The organism is Acidobacteriota bacterium, from assembly GCA_040752675.1.
Taxonomy (GTDB): Bacteria; Acidobacteriota; Polarisedimenticolia; order JBFMGF01; family JBFMGF01; genus JBFMGF01.
The window spans coordinates 1-17,125 of the sequence record JBFMGF010000022.1; the positions used below are offsets into that span (position 1 = coordinate 1).

A 17,125-nucleotide genomic window follows, 5' to 3' on the forward strand; every position below is an offset into this window, starting at 1 on the left:
TTGAGAGTAAAATTTAGTTAATTAAAGGGAGCAGAGGAATGAGAACCAGAATTATATCTTTTATCATCCTGGCAACGGTTCTTGTCGCCATTCCAGTTGTAGCGCGCGATGTCGTACGACTCAAGAGTGGAAGAGCACTCGTCGTGAATTCCTATCGATTGGAAGGGAATATGCTCTATGTGATGCTCGAGAAAGGGAATGAGATTGCCTTTCCCGCTGCCTTTGTCGACAAGATCGACTCACAGGAAGGATTGACATCGAACAATACGGCCATCTTCAACCGCCAGATATCGTTGAATTCCGGTAGCGGTTACCCGGGGGAGGATAGAAAGTGGGCTAGCGGTTATGATTCCATGGAGAAGTTCAAAGAGAAGAGTTTGACCAGAGGATCGTTTAATGAGGGATACACTGCTCCAGGAATCACCATGGCCGGCAATGACACGGGAAACCTGATCGAACAGCGGAGCGTGCTGTCCATGTTCAGGAGGAATAATTCGCCAACGGCAACGATGCCTGGAAATCCCAGCGGGGCCGGGAAAACCGCAACTATCTCGATGCCGGTTCGACAAAACCAGAGTGTTGAAAAAGGGGAAACCAGGGGAGTTCAGATTCTTATCTCCCAAAAAGAAAAGAAGTGAAGAAGACTTAGGAAGAGATTATCAATCTGACATGGAAAGCCAATCGTTGCGGTTGGCTTTTTTATTGGGATGAACAGTGATAGTAGGACTAACAGGACATAACGCATCGGGAAAAGGAGAGGTGGCTAATTATCTTGTTTCAAAGGGATATGCCTATCACTCCCTCTCCGACGTGATTCGGGAGGAAGCCCGACGGAGAGGACTGGATTGTTCCAGGGAGAATCTGATCGACGTCGGGAATGATCTCAGGGCGCGGTATGGCCCTTCCATCCTTGCCAGGAGGATCAGAGAGAGACTCACTGGAAAGGATGTAGTCGATTCCATAAGGAACCCGTATGAGGTCATGGAGCTGAGGAAAGAAAAATCTTTTTTCCTTGTCGGCGTTGATTCAAAGCTTGAGCTCCGCTTTAAGAGGTCGCTTCAAAGGGGAAGGATCGGAGATGGTGTGAGCCTGAAAGAGTTCCAGGATAAAGAAGAGAAGGAAAATTCTAGTAACTTTCTGGCCCAGCAGCTCAACGAATGCATGAAGCTAGCAGACCACATCATCTTCAATAACGGAACCCTTGAGGAGCTTCACCTGAAGGTCAATGAATTCCTCACCCTCCTTGAGAAATCATCTTAATCAAATCAGGGGCAAGTCGCTAAGAAAAGCATCGCGGCGCACGCACGACGAAAAGGAAGTCCATGGCTTTGTGATGAGGAGTGTGGGATCTTAGAGATGGAGGAAGTGCTTTCTGCGGAGCCAGGCGGGAAGGATCATCAATATCCCGGCAATGAAACCACCGATGTGAGCAAACCAGGCGATCCCCCCACCCATTCCTGCATACATTACCTGCAGGAAGAACCACAGCGCAAGGAATACGAGGGCAGGGACCTTGACAATCCTGATGAAGATGAACAACCAGAAGAGCGTAACTACACGGGCGTGGGGGTACAATACAAAGTAGGCTCCCAGGACTCCTGCGACGGCACCGCTGGCGCCGATCACAGGAATGTAGGAATCCGGTGATGTGAAGGACTGTGAAAGTCCAGCAACAGATGCAGAGATGAAATAAAAGAAGATGAACTTGAAATGCCCCAGAGCATCTTCAACGTTATTTCCGAATATCCACAGGAAGAGCATGTTTCCAACTATATGCCAGATCCCTCCATGGAGGAACGTGGAGCTAATGAGAGTGAATATGTTCGGAAATCCGGAGGGTTGCGTCGAGATGCTGAAATGGACGAGATTGTAGGGAATAATGGCGTATCTCCGCAAGAGATTCTCGAGAAGTTCCGGGGGGAGGAGCACTTCGTATCCAAACACGATAACATTGGAGACGATGATGGCTATTGTAACGAAGGGAAATGTCCGCGTTGGATTTTCATCTCTGAGTGGAATCATGAATCAAGACCTTGTTTTATCTTCTCAAAAAGATAGCATAGAACATTTTTGAAAACATCATCATTATTTTCTGCGTCATGGACGACTACTCGCAATGATAACCCTGCTGCGGCGAAGCTTTTCATGCGTTGATAGAGAATGCTTCTGGCAAAATGGAATCAAGTTTCTTATAATACATGTCTCGAAAGGTCAGGAGGAGGTTTGATCGTCCCGAGAAGAAAGATTACGCTACCGGAAAGACTCTATTTCCCGGAGATCTTCCGGGGGATGAGCGTAACGCTTAAGCATCTTTTTAAGAAGAAAGTGACGATCCAGTATCCTGAAGAGAGATGGATTCTTCCGGAGTATTACAGGGGGGCTCCCGCACTCGTCACCGATCAATTCGGCAGACGCAAATGCGTCGCCTGTTACCTCTGCCAGTACGTCTGCCCGGCCAACTGCATCTCGATTGAGGCTGGCGAGTTGCCCTCCGACAACAAGGTAGAGAAATATCCCGTCAGCTTCGAGATCAATTATCTGAGATGCATCTTCTGTGGTTTCTGCGAGGAAGCCTGTCCCGAGCAGGCAATCTTCATGACCAGGCACTGGGAATTTGCTCCCACGTCTCGGCAGGAAATGCTCATGGATAAAGAAGCCCTCTACAGGCTTGGCGGAGAGAGACATGATCCTGTTTTGAAATGGGCAAATAAATGATGGACCAGAAAGCAGAACAGAGCGTACTGACGAGCAAACTCGATGCTGTGATCAACTGGTGCAGGAAGAACTCGCTGTGGCCAATGCCGATGGGTCTTTCCTGTTGTGCCATCGAGTTGATGGCGGCTGTTGCTTCGCGGTTTGATATCGCGAGATTCGGAGCGGAAGCACTCCGCTTCTCGCCCAGGCAGTCAGACCTCATGATTGTGGCTGGAACGGTAACGAAAAAGATTGCTCCAGCCGTGAGAAAGATATATGACCAGATGCCGGAGCCCAAATGGGTCATCGCCATGGGGGCCTGTGCCTCCACTGGCGGCATGTTCAACGTCTACAGCGTCGTTCAGGGAATTGACGAGATCCTTCCGGTAGATGTCTACATACCAGGTTGCCCGCCAAGACCGGAAGCCCTCATCCATGCATTGATGAAGATCCAGGAAAAGATCAAAGGAGAGAGCTTTACAAGAGACCTCCTGAAAAAAAGCCCGGCAAAGGATGACAAGACTCCCTTTGTAAAGTGACTCCTTTTCTTCGGGAATTTCCTAAATCGGAATGGTGACTCAACTAATACCCGAACAGTACATGTTCCTCTCCGATGCCCAGGCGATCGAGAGGATAACCGAGTCCAGGAAGCAACTCGGAAGGGAGCTTCTCGTACTCGGGCATCATTATCAGAGAGATGAAGTCATACAGTTTGCCGACCTGAGAGGAGATTCCTTTGGCCTCTCCAGAAAGGCTTCCGAGAACAAGGAGGCCAGGTACATCGTCTTCTGCGGTGTGCACTTCATGGCGGAGAGCGCCTGCATTCTCTCCGCTCCTCATCAAAAGGTCATCCTTCCCGATCTTGAAGCCGGCTGCTCGATGGCCGATATGGCGGATATCGACCAGGTGGAGGAAGCCCGGGATAACATCGAGAGTGTCCTGGGGAAAGAGAAGATCATTCCCATCGCGTACATCAACTGCACGGCTGCCGTCAAGGCTTTCTGCGGCGATCTCGGCGGGACGGTATGCACATCCAGCAATGCAAGTGCCGTCATAGACTGGGGCTTCAAACAGAGAGAGAAGATATTCTTTCTCCCGGATGAGCATCTCGGGAGGAACATGGGATACTTGAAGGGCATTCCTCTGGAACAGCTCGTCCTCTGGGATCCCAGCGAGAAGATGGGAGGATTAACGCGGGAACAGATTCAGAACGCGCGGATCATTCTCTGGAAGGGGTACTGCCAGGTCCACCAGAGATTTGCCGTTGAACAGATAGAATATTTCAGGAAGAAATTTCCCGACATGAAGATCATCGTTCATCCGGAATGCTCTCTCGATGTCGTTCAGCGCTCCGACTATGCGGGTTCCACAAGCTATATCATCGACATGGTGCAGAAATCGGGAGCGGGGACAAAATGGGCAATCGGGACCGAGATCCATCTCGTCAACCGCCTGAGAAACGAAAACCCCGATAAGCTCATCACATCGCTTGTTCCCGGGGTCTGTCTCTGTTCGACAATGAACAGGATCGATCCCCAGCACCTGCTGTGGGTTCTTGACCAGCTACTGCTGGGGAATATCGTCAACGAAATCAGAGTACCGCAGGATACAGCCCGGAAGGCGAGGTTGGCGCTAGACAGGATGCTGAGCATCTCATAAATGTCCTTCCCGTGCTCGATCATAAAGGAAGTCCATGGTGGAAAGCATCAGAAGCGAGATGGCAGCTATCATCTTAGAATTCGTCAAGTGCTGCCGCCCGGATTTCAGATCCTGTCTCGAATTGGGAACTAGCGGCGGAGGACTGGAACTGGAATTTCTCGATCATTTCCCGAATCTGAAGATTGACTCCTATAACCTCTCATCGAAAGAGAAGGCGGCCGTCGAGAACCGTCTGATCTTCCATCAGGGAAGATTCAAGTTCTTCGTTACGGATTATCGGAAAGAAAAGATCGGGCATGACTATGATCTCATCTTCTCCTATTTCGATATCAGCCGATTAGCCAAGGAGGAAAAGCAGAGATTGTTCTTGAAAGTCCATCAGCTAATGGTAGATGACGGGCTATTCATCTACGGAGACCTCATCAGGCCAGCCTCGGAAAGGATCAAGAAAGTCTACCTCAGCAAGGAAAGCAAGAAACCCCATGAACCCTTCCACGAGTTCAGCGAGGCCGCTGAAGCGTTGAAAGAACTTCCCGAGAATGTTGGGCTCTTCACCATGGACGACCAGATGTACTGGATGAGAAAGGCTGCCTTCAAGGATGTTGACTGCATATGGAAACTCTTCCACCGGGCTGTTTTCGCCGGCTTCAAGTAAAATCGCATTTTGAGAATGGATTTGATATTATTTAACGCGGCTCCTGGAGCTTGAACTTGCATGTCATCATTGCTGGAAAATATCAATACCCCGGAGGATCTGAAAAAACTCAAGATTGAAGATCTGGAACAGGTCGCCAGGGAAGTTAGAGAGTACATCATCGATATCGTCTCGGAAAGGGGAGGGCATCTTGCCGCCAGCCTGGGTGTCGTGGAACTGAGCATCGCCCTTCACTATATCTTCGACTGCCCGAGGGATAAATTCATCTGGGATGTTGGGCACCAGGGATATGCACATAAAATTCTGACCGGAAGAAGAGAAGAGTTCCGTTCGCTCAGACAGTATGGGGGATTAAGCGGTTTCATCAAGATGAGGGAGAGTCCCTACGATTCCTACGGAACGGGGCACGCTAGCACTTCTATCTCGGCTGCGCTCGGCATGGCTGTGGCAAGAGACCTGAACGGAGAGGACTATCGCATAGTCGCCATCACTGGAGATGGAGCCATGACGGGAGGGCTTGCCTATGAAGGATTGAACAATGCGGGTCATTCAAGGAGAGACCTTCTCGTTATACTGAACGACAACGAGATGTCCATCTCAAGGAATGTCGGAGCCATCTCGCACTACCTGACGACGCTGACGACGAACCCCACCTACAAGAAGATCAAGACGGACGTTTACCACATGCTGGAAAAACTTCCAAGATTAGGAGAGCCTCTGACCGAAGTAACGAGGAGACTAGAGATGAGCCTGAAGAGCGTCCTCGTTCCGGCATCGCTGTTTCAATCCCTGGGATTCAGTTATTACGGCCCCATCGACGGGCACGACCTGAAGGAGCTCATCGCGATCCTCACGAAGCTGAAGACGACGAAAGGGCCCATTCTGTTGCACGTCCTGACGAAGAAAGGAAAGGGATATGCTCCCGCAGAGAATAGCCCTATTTTCTTCCACGGTGTTCCTCCTTTCGACAGGGAACGTGGAGAGTTCGTTTCGCAGAAGGGGTGCCTCCAGTACACGGATGTCTTTGGAAAAGTGATGGTCGAAATGGGCGAAAAATATAAAGATTTCATTGCAGTAACGGCAGCTATGTCTCATGGAACCGGTCTGGAGGAATTCAGGAAAAAATTTCCAGAAAGGTTTTTTGACGTGGGGATCGCCGAGGCGCATGCCGTCACATTCGCAGCCGGTGCGGTTGCCTCCGGGATACGGCCCGTCGTGGCTATCTACTCGACGTTCCTTCAGAGGGCTTTTGACCCGATCATCCATGACGTGGCCCTGCAGGGGCTTCCCGTCATCTTTGCCGTGGACAGAGCAGGGATCGTTGGAGCAGACGGCGCCACGCACAACGGAAATTTCGATCTTTCATATTTGAGGATTATTCCGGGTATTATCATCGCCGCGCCCAAAGATGGCAATGAGTTGAGAGATTTGCTCGATACGGCGCTTAATGATGCCAGCGCGCCGTTTGTTATTAGATATCCGAGAGACACGGCGTACGCTTTCGATCTTCAGAGGCAGGCGAAGAGAATCGACATCGGATCATGGGAGCTCGTGAGGGAAGGAAAGGACATATCCATACTTGCCGTGGGTTCCATGGTTTTATCATCGCTGAAAGCTGCTGATGGTCTGAAGGAAAAAGGGATCGATGCCGGAGTCGTGAACTGCCGCTTCATCAAGCCGATGGATGAACGGATGCTCCGCGAGATGCGGACAAGATTCGAGATCATGGTCACAGTTGAAGAGAACTCTCTGAGAGGAGGCTTCGGAGAAGGGGTCTGTGAGGAACTGGGCGAAATCGGTCTTGGCCGTGAGCACGTTTACCATCTTGGCATTCCGGATTCCTTCATCGAACACGGGGGAAGAGGCGAGATACTCGGAGAGATAGGTCTGACTCCAGACCGAATCTGTTCTTCCATCGAGAATCTCTTCCGAAGAGCTGATTCTCGGGGCAGGCACTCGGAAAGACTATCAATGCACAAAGGTGCGCTGTGAGTGTCGAGGAACATAAGAGAAGTTCCCATGCACAGATCGGATTCGCCATTTTGACCGTCAGCGATTCTCGTACGAAGAAGAACGATGGAAGCGGCCAACTGATCTTCTCTCTTCTTGAAAAGAATGGCCATCTCTGCTCGGCATATCTCATCGTACCAGATGACAGGGCAAAGATATCTTCTGCGATAAAGAAGTTATTGCAAAGAGATGATATAGAAGCCATCATCGTCAATGGAGGGACGGGAATATCAGAAAGGGATGTGACCTTCGAGGCTCTCGACGAGCTCTACGAAAAGAAACTTGATGGCTTTGGAGAGCTGTTCAGAATGTTGAGCTATTCCCGGATCAAATCGGCTTCTATTATGAGCAGGGCATCCGCCGGCATTTCAAAAGGGAAGATCATCTTTTCCTTGCCGGGAAGCCCCAGCGCCGTGCGGTTGGCCATGGAGAAGATCATCCTGCTCGAAACCGCGCACATCATCCACGAAATGAGCAGATGAAAAAGCTTTGAATCCCGCTCTACTGGATGAAGCCGGTCTTGTCGGCTACGGGCTCTGGAGCTTCTTTGATCTCCCCGTATTTCTCTTCATATTTCCGCATATTGTCCCGGAGGGCGGCGATGATCCTCTTCAAATGGCCGGGACTGATTATGACCCTGGCATTTACTATACCGCTGGGGGGAAAGATGTTGATAAAATCAAGCAGGAACTCCTCCCTCGTATGGGTCACGGCCATCGTATTAGCGTAGACTCCCTTCAGCACATCATCGGTTATCTTGATCTTGATCTCCCTCGACTTTTCGTTGATGTCCATGGAGGCTCCTTTATGCGATTATTGAATTCCCTCGACTCTGTAGTAGTAGTCGTTTCCATCGGATAGGGCGCCGATATCATCATAAGAGTTGTCGTACATGCCAGATGCAAGTGTCACGACATCGGTGGAGAAATCATTTGACGTGCTCCTCCTGACGGTGAAGGGAGCCTTCCCGCCGCTCCAGTAAAGATGAACAGCATCGATTTCTGGAGCCTTGCTTGCTAACAGATCGATAGGTCCGGGCGGACTGGCCTGGACTCTGATCGTCACAGTTTCATAAGGGGAAAGCTGGACGACTATCTTTCCCTCCTCCATGGCAAGAGCTTCGCCGCCATTTTCCGCAAAATCGACCTTCAGGGGGTTTGTGAGGACTAGAGATGAATCGATGCGGGCGGTCGTGGAAACTCCGTCGTGTTCGAGAAGCCGCAGCAGGTATCCGTTTCCATCATCGGCTTTCTTGATCGTGTAAAGGTAGGCGTTGGGTGCATCCACGGAAAAGAACGAACGTCTGTCGGAAGGAAACGAGCCCTCCTGGGGCTGTATGATCCTGGCAGGCATTTCAGAGCAGTTTTCAGCTCCGAACTTCGCACTTTCCATTCCTGAGAATCCCGATGATTGCGTCTTGAAGTAATGATGGATCGTATAGAGAGGAGATGTGTCCGGTTCGTCCTCATAAGGTCCGATGGTGCCATCCTCGAACTTCGCTTCATCGGATCTGACTTTGACCCTGTGGAAGATAGCGGCGTTGTTCCGGGGGAAGGATGCTGCAGTGTTGGCCATCCGCTCGAAATCTTCCACGCTGGCTTCCGGGCTTGCCGAGATGACTCCGATGAAATCATCCCAGAAAACGATGGAATGTTCCACGTTCTGATGGGGGAAGACCGTAGAACGATCGAACTGGTCATTCGGTGGATCCAGAAACCTAGTCGGTGATTCTGCTCTGAGATTAAAATTGTGGATGTCGAAGGGGAAGGTTGCAGCCCAGATATTGCTAGCTGTATCGTAGTTGACGTATGGCATTTCATTTTTGTCGAAGACGTTTCTGATGTCTATCAGGTTGTGCCATCTGTAAAGAGTGATCTCGGATTCGGTCTGGGGCGTGCCAGTCCGGGTCACGAGGAGGCTCGCTGCGAGAGGCCCGTTGAGTTTTACGGTCACGGCGGCGCTCGATGGGTCCTCGCGCGTGGATTCGCCCCCAAAGAAATGCGTAGAGTGTGTTGTGTAAGCGGCTCCGTTGAACTTGAACGCCGATGAGGCGTTCACGAGTTCCCTGGATGCAGTCTTGTCATAAAGACTCGAGATGCTCCCATCGGTTGTACTGATTGTGATCCTGTAGTAATCGTTCTCGACGACGTTTCCGGAAGCGCTCAAGAACCCTCCTGAAGGTGACACGGGAGTTCCGTCTTCGATCCTGAAGACCTTGTAACCCACGGACGGGACATCGGAAGCTCTGAATAGGATGGATGAAGTATCCTCGAAGCGCTGATAGGGTATCTCAGAGCTGCTTGAAGAATCGATGAGCTTGAAACTCTTTCCGAATATCTCCGGAGGAAGCTGGGTCCTGACCCATCCCGTCCTTGTCCAGGCGAGCGGGTTGAATACGACAATGCTATCAATCGTTGCCGGGATGTTTGAAGCGACGGCGTCAACGGAATCGTTAAGCACCTTCTCCGCCGTGTTCCTGGCATCCTGGGCATATCCCTGATGGATCCTGTTGTTCCTTTCCGTTTCTTCTGGAGTGAAGTACTCGGGCCATCCGGCTCCTCCGCCCGAATGCTCGTCATATTCGAGGATCCTTCTGTACATGAATCTGATATCTGACGTCGGATTCGGGGCTAATCCATAGGCATCGCTCACCGCTGCAAAGGCCTCTCCCTCTCTCGCGTTCCTGTGCGCCTTCCTGTTGTTGGCAGTGGCATGAGCCTGGATTGGTCCTCCTGTTCCCCAGGCGTTCCCCCAGTCTCCAGCGAATGCAGGGATATTCTCTGGACCGATGATCTCGATCATCTTTTCGAGAAACTGATCCGGGTGGCAGAGGATAAACTTTGGGGTCTGGTATGTGGAGTTCCACTGGTCGATGAGGTTCTTAACGAAGAGCCCCTGGTAGTGATTGTCGAAGCCCCTCATGAGAAGGAGCGTATCGTACGGATAGCACTCCTCTTCATTCTTGGGAAGAGTCTCTCCCAGTTTCTGGAAGAGTGTATTGATATTGTCGAAAAAGCCAAAGCCGTAATTGAAGGCCTCCGCATAGCCGTCGAAGGTGAACCAGGTGAGAAGTCTGGAACCGTCCGGACCGATCCAGTAAAAGGGTCTCTCCGTATGGTCAGGATGATTCGTCTTGCCGCCGAAGCTGCAGTTCATCCCGCCAATGTAGTATTTCAGTCCGCTCTTCGAGAGAATCTCAGGGATGGCAAAAGTATTCCCTGGGACATCATCCTGGAGATAGGTCTTTATCTGGAAGTTCTGTTCGCGCGCCATCCGCAATCCAGGGTAGAGGGTGCGAATCTGTTCCTCGTACCCGTTACCGTGAGACTGGAGGTTGGCGTAGCCTCCCATGACTGCGATCCGTCCCTGTCTGATGAAGTCGAACATCTCGTCGATCTGTGCCTGGGTGCTCCGGTCGATCCATCGCTCGAGTTGCCAGACCGACTCGATATTCCACATGTAGGCTGGATCGGCCTTCAGATTCTGGATGACCTGATCTAGGTGGGTCTTGCAGAACTGCTCAATCTCATCCGGCGGTTCCGTAAAGCCAATGTCGAGGTGGGAAAGTTCCATGATATAGATCGTCTTGATGGAGGAGATGACCCCCTTTGATTTGTCTCCGAAGAGGTCCATGTCGTCGATGTATGTGAAGTTCAGGCATGGGGATTCTGTTCCGATTGTCATCTTGCTGATCCGCTCGACCATATAAGTTGTGTCGGCATATTCAAGCATCCAGGTGGAAGGTTCGCTCTGAGCGCTTCCTCCCCAGACCCTTGCTTTCAGGACAGGGTAGCTTGTCCCCTCGATAGCGAAGCGGATCCACTGGTTGGTGTTGAATTTGAACTTGTTGGCAGCCGATTTGGTTAGCAGGAAAATGGGGGAGCCGCTTCCGTCGGCGGCCCAGAACTCTAATGATCCATCATCTTTTATCTGCAGGCGGTAAAGCCGCTTGGTACATCCCCTCTGTTCGAGATCCAGGTAAAAGTAAAAACCGCTTCCGCCCTGGGAATATAGGTAGAAGGCAACCGAAGAGGTAACGGAAGGGATAGGATGGATAAGATGCATTGAGGCATGAAGCGGCGGCTTGCCCCGATCAGCACACCCATCGGCGGAGTAGTCCATGCTTCCATTAAAATAGTCAATCCCCCACCTGGATACCGTTCCGCCGAGTCCGCTATCCCACCCCTCATCATCACCATCATTGAAATTCTCTGTGAAGACATTCCCCGTACCAGGAGTGTATGCCATTGCCGAAGGCGCTATGAAGGATTGGAAGAAAGGTGCTGCTAAAGCAATCAGGAAAAATTTAGAGACAAAAGCGATATAAACCAGAGATCGGATGTGACACGTCAGGCTCATCGGCTTCCCTCCTATGACAAATCTGTCCTAAAATATACGAGCTAATTAAATGGAAACAACATCATATTTTGAAACCAGCTCGATGAACTCGGCCATGCTGGACACTTTTCCGACAACCACTCTGTCCATCAGGCCAAGGTATTCGAGGCAGGTCCGGCAGGTCAGCAGTATAACTCCTTTCTCCTGGAGTACCCTCAGGTGATCGATCTTATTCGACCCCTCACAGACCAGCCGGACACCGTAATTGGAGAAGAAGATAGCTTCCGGTAAATCTTCCCTCTCTCTCTCGCCAAGGATCCTCAGGAAATTCGAGAGAAGGATGGAGCCAAGCTTCTCATCTCCCCTTCCGAACGAATCCGCCCCGATCACAATTACTTTATTCTTCATAATGGCCTCATTCCTAACGATTAACGGGTTGCACCAATAATAGCGTTATTCCCAGAAATTATCTCATTCTGACGATTCTCTTTGCAATAGTGTCATCGAGGCTTTTGAATTGAGTTTCTTCTTTTCGGGGATATAATAATAAAGATTTTTCTTTTCGAGAGAAGCATTGTTCTTATGATGGAGGAAAAAGATGGAAAAGTTATCTGTTCTTTCAGCTCTCTTGCTATTTTGCGTCGTTCTAATCGTAGCTTCAGGCTTTGCGGCAATGAATGATGCAAGGGCCTGTGAGAAGCTTGATGTCGTGAAGAAGATGGAGAGGTATTCGCCGACGAATATCGACTTCGATGATTCAATCCTCTCGGAGAAGGATAAGAAGCTTTTAAAGAAACTCGTGGAAGCTTCATTGATGATGGATGAAGCGTTCCTGCGCCAGTGTTACAGCAAGAATGTGGAGATGAGGGATACCTTGCAGAAGATGGATGATCCGACGCATAAGGAGCTCCTTCACTACTTCACGATAAATTTCGGGCCTTTCGACAGGCTCGATGAAAGGGAACCTTTCATGGGGGAAGAGAAGAGACCCGGGGGAGCGAACTTCTATCCTGAGGATATGACGAAGGAAGAGTTCGATAAGTGGATCAAGAACCATCCGAAGGATGCGGAAAAGTTCAAGAGTCTCTTCACAGTTATACGAAGACGGGGTGATGGACTTGTAGCCGTACCTTATTCCAGAGAGTACGCGGAATTTCTGAAGCCTGCCGCCAGGCTTTTAAGAGAAGCGGCAAAGCTGACGGACAATCCCTCGCTCAAGAAGTATCTGAAGAGCCGGGCAAAGGCGTTCCTGAAAGACGACTATTATAAGAGCGACATCGATTGGATCGATCTAAAGGACAACCTCATCGAGATCACGATCGGACCCTATGAAGTCTATGAGGATACCCTCTTCGGTTACAAGGCAGCCTTTGAATCCTTCGTTACTATCAATGATCCGGAGGAGAGTAAGAATCTCGAGAAGCTCGTCAGGTTCCTTCCCGAATTTGAGATGAATCTTCCGATTCCCGATGAGCATAAGAATAAGGATCGCGGAGCGGTATCTCCGATCAGGGTAGCAATCGAAGTCTTCTCCGCGGGCGATACCAAGGCAGGCGTCCAGACGACAGCCTTCAACCTCCCCAACGACGAACGGGTCAGGAAAGCCAGGGGGAGCAAGAAAGTCTTGTTGAAGAATGTTTCCCAGGCGAAATTCGGCAAGAGTCTGATGCCGATCTCTAAGATTGTTCTTGGAGAAGATCAGCGGAAGTACGTCAACTTCAACGCTTACTTCAACGACGTTCTCCAGCACGAGCTCGCCCACGGACTCGGACCGGGCTTCATCACGCTTCCAGATGGCACGAAGACCGAAGTGGGGCAGGCGCTGAAGGAACAATACTCTGCGATAGAAGAGGCAAAGGCTGATATCGTCGGACTTCTCGACACGCAGTATCTCATCGATAAAGGGGAGTTCCCGAAAGAACTGGAGAAAGAGACTTATGCTACGTTTCTCGCAGGGATCTTCAGGGCAATCCGTTTTGGCATAGGGGAAGCCCATGGGAGGGCGAACATCTTAGAGTTCAACTACATTCTTGAGAAGGGCGGGATCAAGCATGATCCAAATTCGGAAAAAGTCGGCATTGACTTCGGCAAGATCAAGGAATCGGTCAGGGCGCTTGCAAATAAACTATTGATGATCCAGGCAAGGGGAGATTACTACGGGGCGAAGAAGCTACTCGAAGAGTATGCAGTGATGACTCCGGAAGTCGAAAAGATGCTTGAGAAGCTCAAGGGGATTCCTGTCGACATCGAGCCCATCTTCACTGTAGAAGAGAAGATGAAGAACTGGTAAAGATCTCTCTTCATGATTGAGCAATTTATCCGACAGTATGGTCTGATGGCGGTCTTCGTTGGAGTGGCCGTGGAGGGAGACGCCACCATGATCTTTGCGGGTGTTTCTGCTCATCTTAACCTGCTGAGTTTTTTTAGTGTTTGCATAGTTGGAACAGTCGCAGGATGGGTCGGGGACACCTTCTATTATCTCCTCGGAAGATTCGCCGGAGGCTATTTCAATAAAGGAGCGAAAATTGCCTCTGCTTCTACGAAAGCGGAGCGTTTCACGAAAAAGTTCGGCGTCTGGAGCATCTTTCTGTCGAGGTTCATCTGGGGGACCAGGATGGCCACAATGGCTTTCTGGGGATTTCATCATCTTTCCTTCATCCGATACGCAATTGTCGATCTCATCGGATGCATGCTCTGGGCCACGCTCCTGGGAAGTCTTGGCTACTGCTTTAGCAAGAGTGCCGAGCTTCTCATCGGAAGAGTAAGACAACTTGAGATCTGGCTTCTGGCTGCCTTCATGATCACGATCATCCTGGTACTGATCTTCCACCTCATCTATAAGAAGAGGAGAAGAAAGACCCTTGCTGGTCTTGATTGAAAGAAGGGGAAATGAATCTATTTGATGTAGCTTCTGATTTCTTCCCGGAAGATGATCGGCTTGATTCTGAAGGTCTCGAAGAATCTCCTCTCATCGCAGATGTTCCCTTCAAGAAGCATCTTCATCTGATCCGAGGTGAGAGGGAAAAAGCGGAATCGTTCCATTATTTTGACGGCAGGCTTCAAGAACCATGAAGGAATGTGAACCTTCCTTACCCTCTTTCCCAGGGTTTTGCCAATGGTGTCGAGGATTGCATTGAACTCCATCTTATCCGGCCCTCCAGCTTCGTATACCTGATCGTCGGTTTCAGAAAACTCGATCGCTCTGACGAACCCTTCCGAGACATTTTTCACCGAAACCGGCTGAAGCATGTACTTCCCGCTGCCGATAACAGGGATCACCGGCAATTTTCTCATCATATCGGCAAAAAGGTTTACAAATTTATCCTCGGAGCCAAAGATGATGGATGGCCTGAAGATTGTGTATCTCAAGCCGCTCAATTTGAGATGATCTTCCGCTCTTGCCTTGGTCCGATGATACACCGTACGAGCGTTGATATCAGCACCCAGGGCACTCATCTGGATGAACTTCTTTATTCCTTGCCTCTTCGCTTCGTCGACGAGATTCCTGGTCCCTTCGTAATGGAGTCTTTCGAAGGTGATCCCTCTATTCGGGAATTCCCGGATGATGCCAACGAGGTTGATGACCGCGCCGCAGCCTTCCATCGCTTCCTTTAGCGAATGTGGCTCTCCTATATCTCCGTAGGCCGTCTCGACGCGGTCCGGCGCCGCAGGCTTTGATTCCGAACCCTTCCTGACGAGGCATCTCACATGATACTCATTATTGAGGAGATCTTGCGTGATCTGCCTTCCAACGAACCCTGTTCCACCCGCCAGAAAGATCTTTGTCATTTCAAGTTTACTCCCTGGACCGCATTTATTTCGGAGCTTTACTTCATTAGAGCCTTTTGAATCTCTATTAATAAGGATAGAGAAGATATTTCTTCCTGGTTGCCGCAAAACTCTTGAGTTCTTTCTGCCAGGATGATTCGATCCTCTTCAGAGAAGTCCCGGATTCCAACTGCCGTCGCAGTCTGTCCGAGCCGGCGAGGAGATCGATGGCGAGACGGTCATCCACAAACTCGTATGGTTCCTGTCTCCACTGAAACTGGCCGGGATAGAGCTTAAGCGCCGCTGAGAGGATGGCGACTCCTGTCAGGAAAGGCTTGAAGCATCTTCGGTCTGTGACGGCGATATGGACGCCGCCGCATGCCTCGTCTTTCCATTTCTGGAATTTTGGCTGGAAGCGGATCGGGCGGAAGACGACACCCGGAAGCTTCTCCTCTTTCAGCGCTTTTGTGAAACGCTCTGGATCGATCCAGGGCGCTCCGATATACTCAAACGGTTTCGTAGTTCCTCTCCCCTCGGAGAGATTGGTCCCTTCCAGAAGACAGGTACCGGGGTAGAGAGTTGCCGTATCCAGCGTCGGCATGTTGGGGGAGGGAGCGATCCAGGGAAGCCCCGTCTCATCGAACCACATCCTCCTCTTCCATCCCTTCATCTTGATTATCCTGAGCTCGCATCCTATACCGAATTCTACGTTGAACAGGAAAGCAAGCTCGCCGACAGTCATCCCGTGCCGCACAGGGATAGGAAATCTGCCGACGAATGAGGAAAAGCTCTTCTTGAGAACGGGACCCTCCAGGTTGATTCCGTTTATTGGATTGGGACGGTCGAGGATGAACATCGTCTTTCCATGCTTCGCGCAGGCTTCCATGCAAAAGGACATGGTGTATATGAACGTGTAATACCTCGCACCGACATCCTGAACATCAAATACCAGAGCATCCAGAGACTCCATCGCTTTTTTGTCTGGTATAAGCGATCTCCCAGTCTTTCCATAGAGGCTTATCACTGGAACCGGAGTGTCTGCGCTCTTTTTTTTGCCTGCGGGTTTCTTTTGCCTTTCAGGCCTGTTCTTTCCTGGGTCGAACCTTTGATCTTTGACCGGGACCATGTCCTGTTCCGAACCGAAGCGACCATGTTCCGGGCTGAAGATGGCGGCCAGATTTACTTTCTTGGATTTCACGAGTAAGTCGAAGGAGTATCTGAAGTCAGAAGTGATAGACGATTGATTGGCGACCAGTCCTATTCTACATCCCTTCAGGCATTGAAAGTCATTTTCAGCCAGGATGTCCAGACCGGTCTTTAAAGAATTTGACATAAGTCTGTTCCTCTCCATGAAGAATCTTTCCTGAGAGGCTAGAATGTTTGCAATAAGCATCAATACTATATGCCATGCAATATCATCTGGACAAGGAAAAAGTTTGGATTTGTCAATGTAAAGCGAGATGGTTGACGTCGTTTAATGCTTGGTGGTGAACCGTATCTCGAAATCTTCATCAACTATACCATCGTAGTCATTGTCCTGGGCCAGTCTTCCAGCTTCAGAACTCATGCGCAATTGCCACCAATCTAATCTGCAATCGCTGTTGCGATCTTTAACAAGGACCAGAGATTCGCCGTTGATGTAGTACTGCCACATATTCAATATGCCATCATGATCGCCATCCCATAAGACAAGCAGGGTGCGATCGTCTTTGACAAGCTCATAGCCTTCGATATTCTCTTTGTTGTCTCTATGATACAGCATCTGAATCCTTTCGTTGATGGGATGTGCTTGCACTTTGTGGGTTGGCCTGCTCTGATCATTTACCGCAACAAGAGCACTCCAGAGCACCAAAGTCACGATGGTTACTATTAAGCCTGCGTTCGACAGTCATAGTTTAACACAATGGAGTATGCTATTTAAAATCAGAGAGTTGGAGCGCAGGCATTAATCAGGCGTGTTACTATGAAATTATCCTTTTACGTCTATCCTGTAGATCTTCG

General features: G+C 50.0%; 17 protein-coding genes. 10 read left to right on the forward strand and 7 right to left on the reverse strand.

Annotated features, from left to right (window positions below):
- Window positions 1–38: 38 nt before the first annotated feature.
- Window positions 39–638 (forward strand): hypothetical protein, encoded by a 600-nt coding sequence (locus tag AB1756_02260; GenBank protein ID MEW5806163.1) that lies wholly within the window; start codon window positions 39–41, stop codon window positions 636–638.
- Between the two features lie 76 nt (window positions 639–714).
- Window positions 715–1,260: an AAA family ATPase gene (locus AB1756_02265; GenBank protein MEW5806164.1), complete on the forward strand. Its 546-nt coding sequence runs from the start codon at window positions 715–717 to the stop codon at window positions 1,258–1,260.
- Window positions 1,261–1,350: 90 nt separating this feature from the next.
- Here the strand turns inward: AB1756_02265 and AB1756_02270 are convergent, their stop codons facing one another.
- A complete protein-coding gene (locus AB1756_02270; GenBank protein ID MEW5806165.1) occupies window positions 1,351–2,022 on the reverse strand; it encodes a rhomboid family intramembrane serine protease in 672 nt (223 codons plus the stop codon).
- 201 nt (window positions 2,023–2,223) lie between these two features.
- Here AB1756_02270 and AB1756_02275 point away from each other — a divergent pair, with 201 nt between their 5' ends.
- From AB1756_02275 to AB1756_02300, 6 genes are read left to right on the forward strand one after another with little or no spacing between them, the layout of a single operon-like run.
- The gene (locus tag AB1756_02275) at window positions 2,224–2,715 is read left to right on the forward strand and encodes an NADH-quinone oxidoreductase subunit I (protein MEW5806166.1); all 492 of its coding nucleotides are present in this window, start codon (window positions 2,224–2,226) and stop codon (window positions 2,713–2,715) included.
- The gene (locus AB1756_02280) at window positions 2,712–3,233 is read left to right on the forward strand and encodes an NADH-quinone oxidoreductase subunit B family protein (GenBank protein MEW5806167.1); all 522 of its coding nucleotides are present in this window, start codon (window positions 2,712–2,714) and stop codon (window positions 3,231–3,233) included. The genes AB1756_02275 and AB1756_02280 overlap by 4 nt, the downstream gene beginning before the upstream one ends.
- A gap of 31 nt (window positions 3,234–3,264) precedes the next feature.
- On the forward strand, window positions 3,265–4,353 hold the full coding sequence (gene nadA / locus AB1756_02285) for a quinolinate synthase NadA (protein MEW5806168.1): 1,089 nt from the start codon (window positions 3,265–3,267) through the stop codon (window positions 4,351–4,353).
- Window positions 4,354–4,387: 34 nt separating this feature from the next.
- The gene (locus tag AB1756_02290) at window positions 4,388–5,008 is read left to right on the forward strand and encodes a class I SAM-dependent methyltransferase (protein MEW5806169.1); all 621 of its coding nucleotides are present in this window, start codon (window positions 4,388–4,390) and stop codon (window positions 5,006–5,008) included.
- A 60-nt stretch (window positions 5,009–5,068) separates the two neighbouring features.
- The gene (gene dxs, locus AB1756_02295) at window positions 5,069–7,000 is read left to right on the forward strand and encodes a 1-deoxy-D-xylulose-5-phosphate synthase (protein ID MEW5806170.1); all 1,932 of its coding nucleotides are present in this window, start codon (window positions 5,069–5,071) and stop codon (window positions 6,998–7,000) included.
- Window positions 6,997–7,500 (forward strand): MogA/MoaB family molybdenum cofactor biosynthesis protein, encoded by a 504-nt coding sequence (locus tag AB1756_02300; protein ID MEW5806171.1) that lies wholly within the window; start codon window positions 6,997–6,999, stop codon window positions 7,498–7,500. The genes dxs and AB1756_02300 overlap by 4 nt, the downstream gene beginning before the upstream one ends.
- Before the next feature lie 19 nt (window positions 7,501–7,519).
- Here the strand turns inward: AB1756_02300 and AB1756_02305 are convergent, their stop codons facing one another.
- The 3 genes from AB1756_02305 to AB1756_02315 form a co-directional block, all read right to left on the reverse strand.
- On the reverse strand, window positions 7,520–7,813 hold the full coding sequence (locus tag AB1756_02305; GenBank protein MEW5806172.1) for a DUF3467 domain-containing protein: 294 nt from the start codon (window positions 7,811–7,813) through the stop codon (window positions 7,520–7,522).
- Window positions 7,814–7,831: 18 nt separating this feature from the next.
- A complete protein-coding gene (locus AB1756_02310) occupies window positions 7,832–11,266 on the reverse strand; it encodes a glycoside hydrolase family 38 C-terminal domain-containing protein (protein ID MEW5806173.1) in 3,435 nt (1,144 codons plus the stop codon).
- A gap of 156 nt (window positions 11,267–11,422) precedes the next feature.
- Window positions 11,423–11,764, reverse strand: a complete 342-nt coding sequence (locus tag AB1756_02315; protein MEW5806174.1) for a DsrE family protein — start codon at window positions 11,762–11,764, stop codon at window positions 11,423–11,425.
- A 190-nt stretch (window positions 11,765–11,954) separates the two neighbouring features.
- Between AB1756_02315 and AB1756_02320 the strand changes: the two genes are divergently transcribed.
- Entirely contained in the window at window positions 11,955–13,646 is a 1,692-nt protein-coding gene (locus AB1756_02320) for a peptidase (GenBank protein MEW5806175.1), read from the forward strand.
- A 12-nt stretch (window positions 13,647–13,658) separates the two neighbouring features.
- Window positions 13,659–14,234 carry a DedA family protein gene (locus AB1756_02325; protein ID MEW5806176.1) on the forward strand — a complete coding sequence of 192 codons (576 nt, stop codon included), beginning with the start codon at window positions 13,659–13,661 and terminating at the stop codon, window positions 14,232–14,234.
- 17 nt (window positions 14,235–14,251) lie between these two features.
- On the opposite strand, the gene AB1756_02330 is transcribed toward AB1756_02325, so the two are convergent.
- The 3 genes from AB1756_02330 to AB1756_02340 form a co-directional block, all read right to left on the reverse strand.
- On the reverse strand, window positions 14,252–15,145 hold the full coding sequence (locus AB1756_02330) for a complex I NDUFA9 subunit family protein (GenBank protein MEW5806177.1): 894 nt from the start codon (window positions 15,143–15,145) through the stop codon (window positions 14,252–14,254).
- A gap of 67 nt (window positions 15,146–15,212) precedes the next feature.
- Complete coding sequence (locus AB1756_02335; protein ID MEW5806178.1) at window positions 15,213–16,457, reverse strand: DUF1343 domain-containing protein; 1,245 nt, start codon at window positions 16,455–16,457, stop codon at window positions 15,213–15,215.
- Between the two features lie 141 nt (window positions 16,458–16,598).
- On the reverse strand, window positions 16,599–16,886 hold the full coding sequence (locus tag AB1756_02340; protein ID MEW5806179.1) for a hypothetical protein: 288 nt from the start codon (window positions 16,884–16,886) through the stop codon (window positions 16,599–16,601).
- Window positions 16,887–17,125 lie beyond the last annotated feature (239 nt).

What these genes read in the sequence shown, in the direction of transcription:
- AB1756_02260 (MEW5806163.1), top strand. Translation starts at nt 39, where the DNA reads ATGAGAACCAGAATTATATCTTTTATCATCCTGGCAACGGTTCTTGTC.
- AB1756_02270 (MEW5806165.1), bottom strand. Translation starts at nt 2,022, where the DNA reads ATGATTCCACTCAGAGATGAAAATCCAACGCGGACATTTCCCTTCGTT.
- AB1756_02280 (MEW5806167.1), top strand. Translation starts at nt 2,712, where the DNA reads ATGATGGACCAGAAAGCAGAACAGAGCGTACTGACGAGCAAACTCGAT.
- nadA (MEW5806168.1), top strand. Translation starts at nt 3,265, where the DNA reads ATGGTGACTCAACTAATACCCGAACAGTACATGTTCCTCTCCGATGCC.
- AB1756_02290 (MEW5806169.1), top strand. Translation starts at nt 4,388, where the DNA reads ATGGTGGAAAGCATCAGAAGCGAGATGGCAGCTATCATCTTAGAATTC.
- dxs (MEW5806170.1), top strand. Translation starts at nt 5,069, where the DNA reads ATGTCATCATTGCTGGAAAATATCAATACCCCGGAGGATCTGAAAAAA.
- AB1756_02305 (MEW5806172.1), bottom strand. Translation starts at nt 7,813, where the DNA reads ATGGACATCAACGAAAAGTCGAGGGAGATCAAGATCAAGATAACCGAT.
- AB1756_02310 (MEW5806173.1), bottom strand. Translation starts at nt 11,266, where the DNA reads ATGGCATACACTCCTGGTACGGGGAATGTCTTCACAGAGAATTTCAAT.
- AB1756_02315 (MEW5806174.1), bottom strand. Translation starts at nt 11,764, where the DNA reads ATGAAGAATAAAGTAATTGTGATCGGGGCGGATTCGTTCGGAAGGGGA.
- AB1756_02320 (MEW5806175.1), top strand. Translation starts at nt 11,955, where the DNA reads ATGGAAAAGTTATCTGTTCTTTCAGCTCTCTTGCTATTTTGCGTCGTT.
- AB1756_02325 (MEW5806176.1), top strand. Translation starts at nt 13,659, where the DNA reads ATGATTGAGCAATTTATCCGACAGTATGGTCTGATGGCGGTCTTCGTT.
- AB1756_02330 (MEW5806177.1), bottom strand. Translation starts at nt 15,145, where the DNA reads ATGACAAAGATCTTTCTGGCGGGTGGAACAGGGTTCGTTGGAAGGCAG.
- AB1756_02335 (MEW5806178.1), bottom strand. Translation starts at nt 16,457, where the DNA reads ATGTCAAATTCTTTAAAGACCGGTCTGGACATCCTGGCTGAAAATGAC.
- AB1756_02340 (MEW5806179.1), bottom strand. Translation starts at nt 16,886, where the DNA reads ATGCTGTATCATAGAGACAACAAAGAGAATATCGAAGGCTATGAGCTT.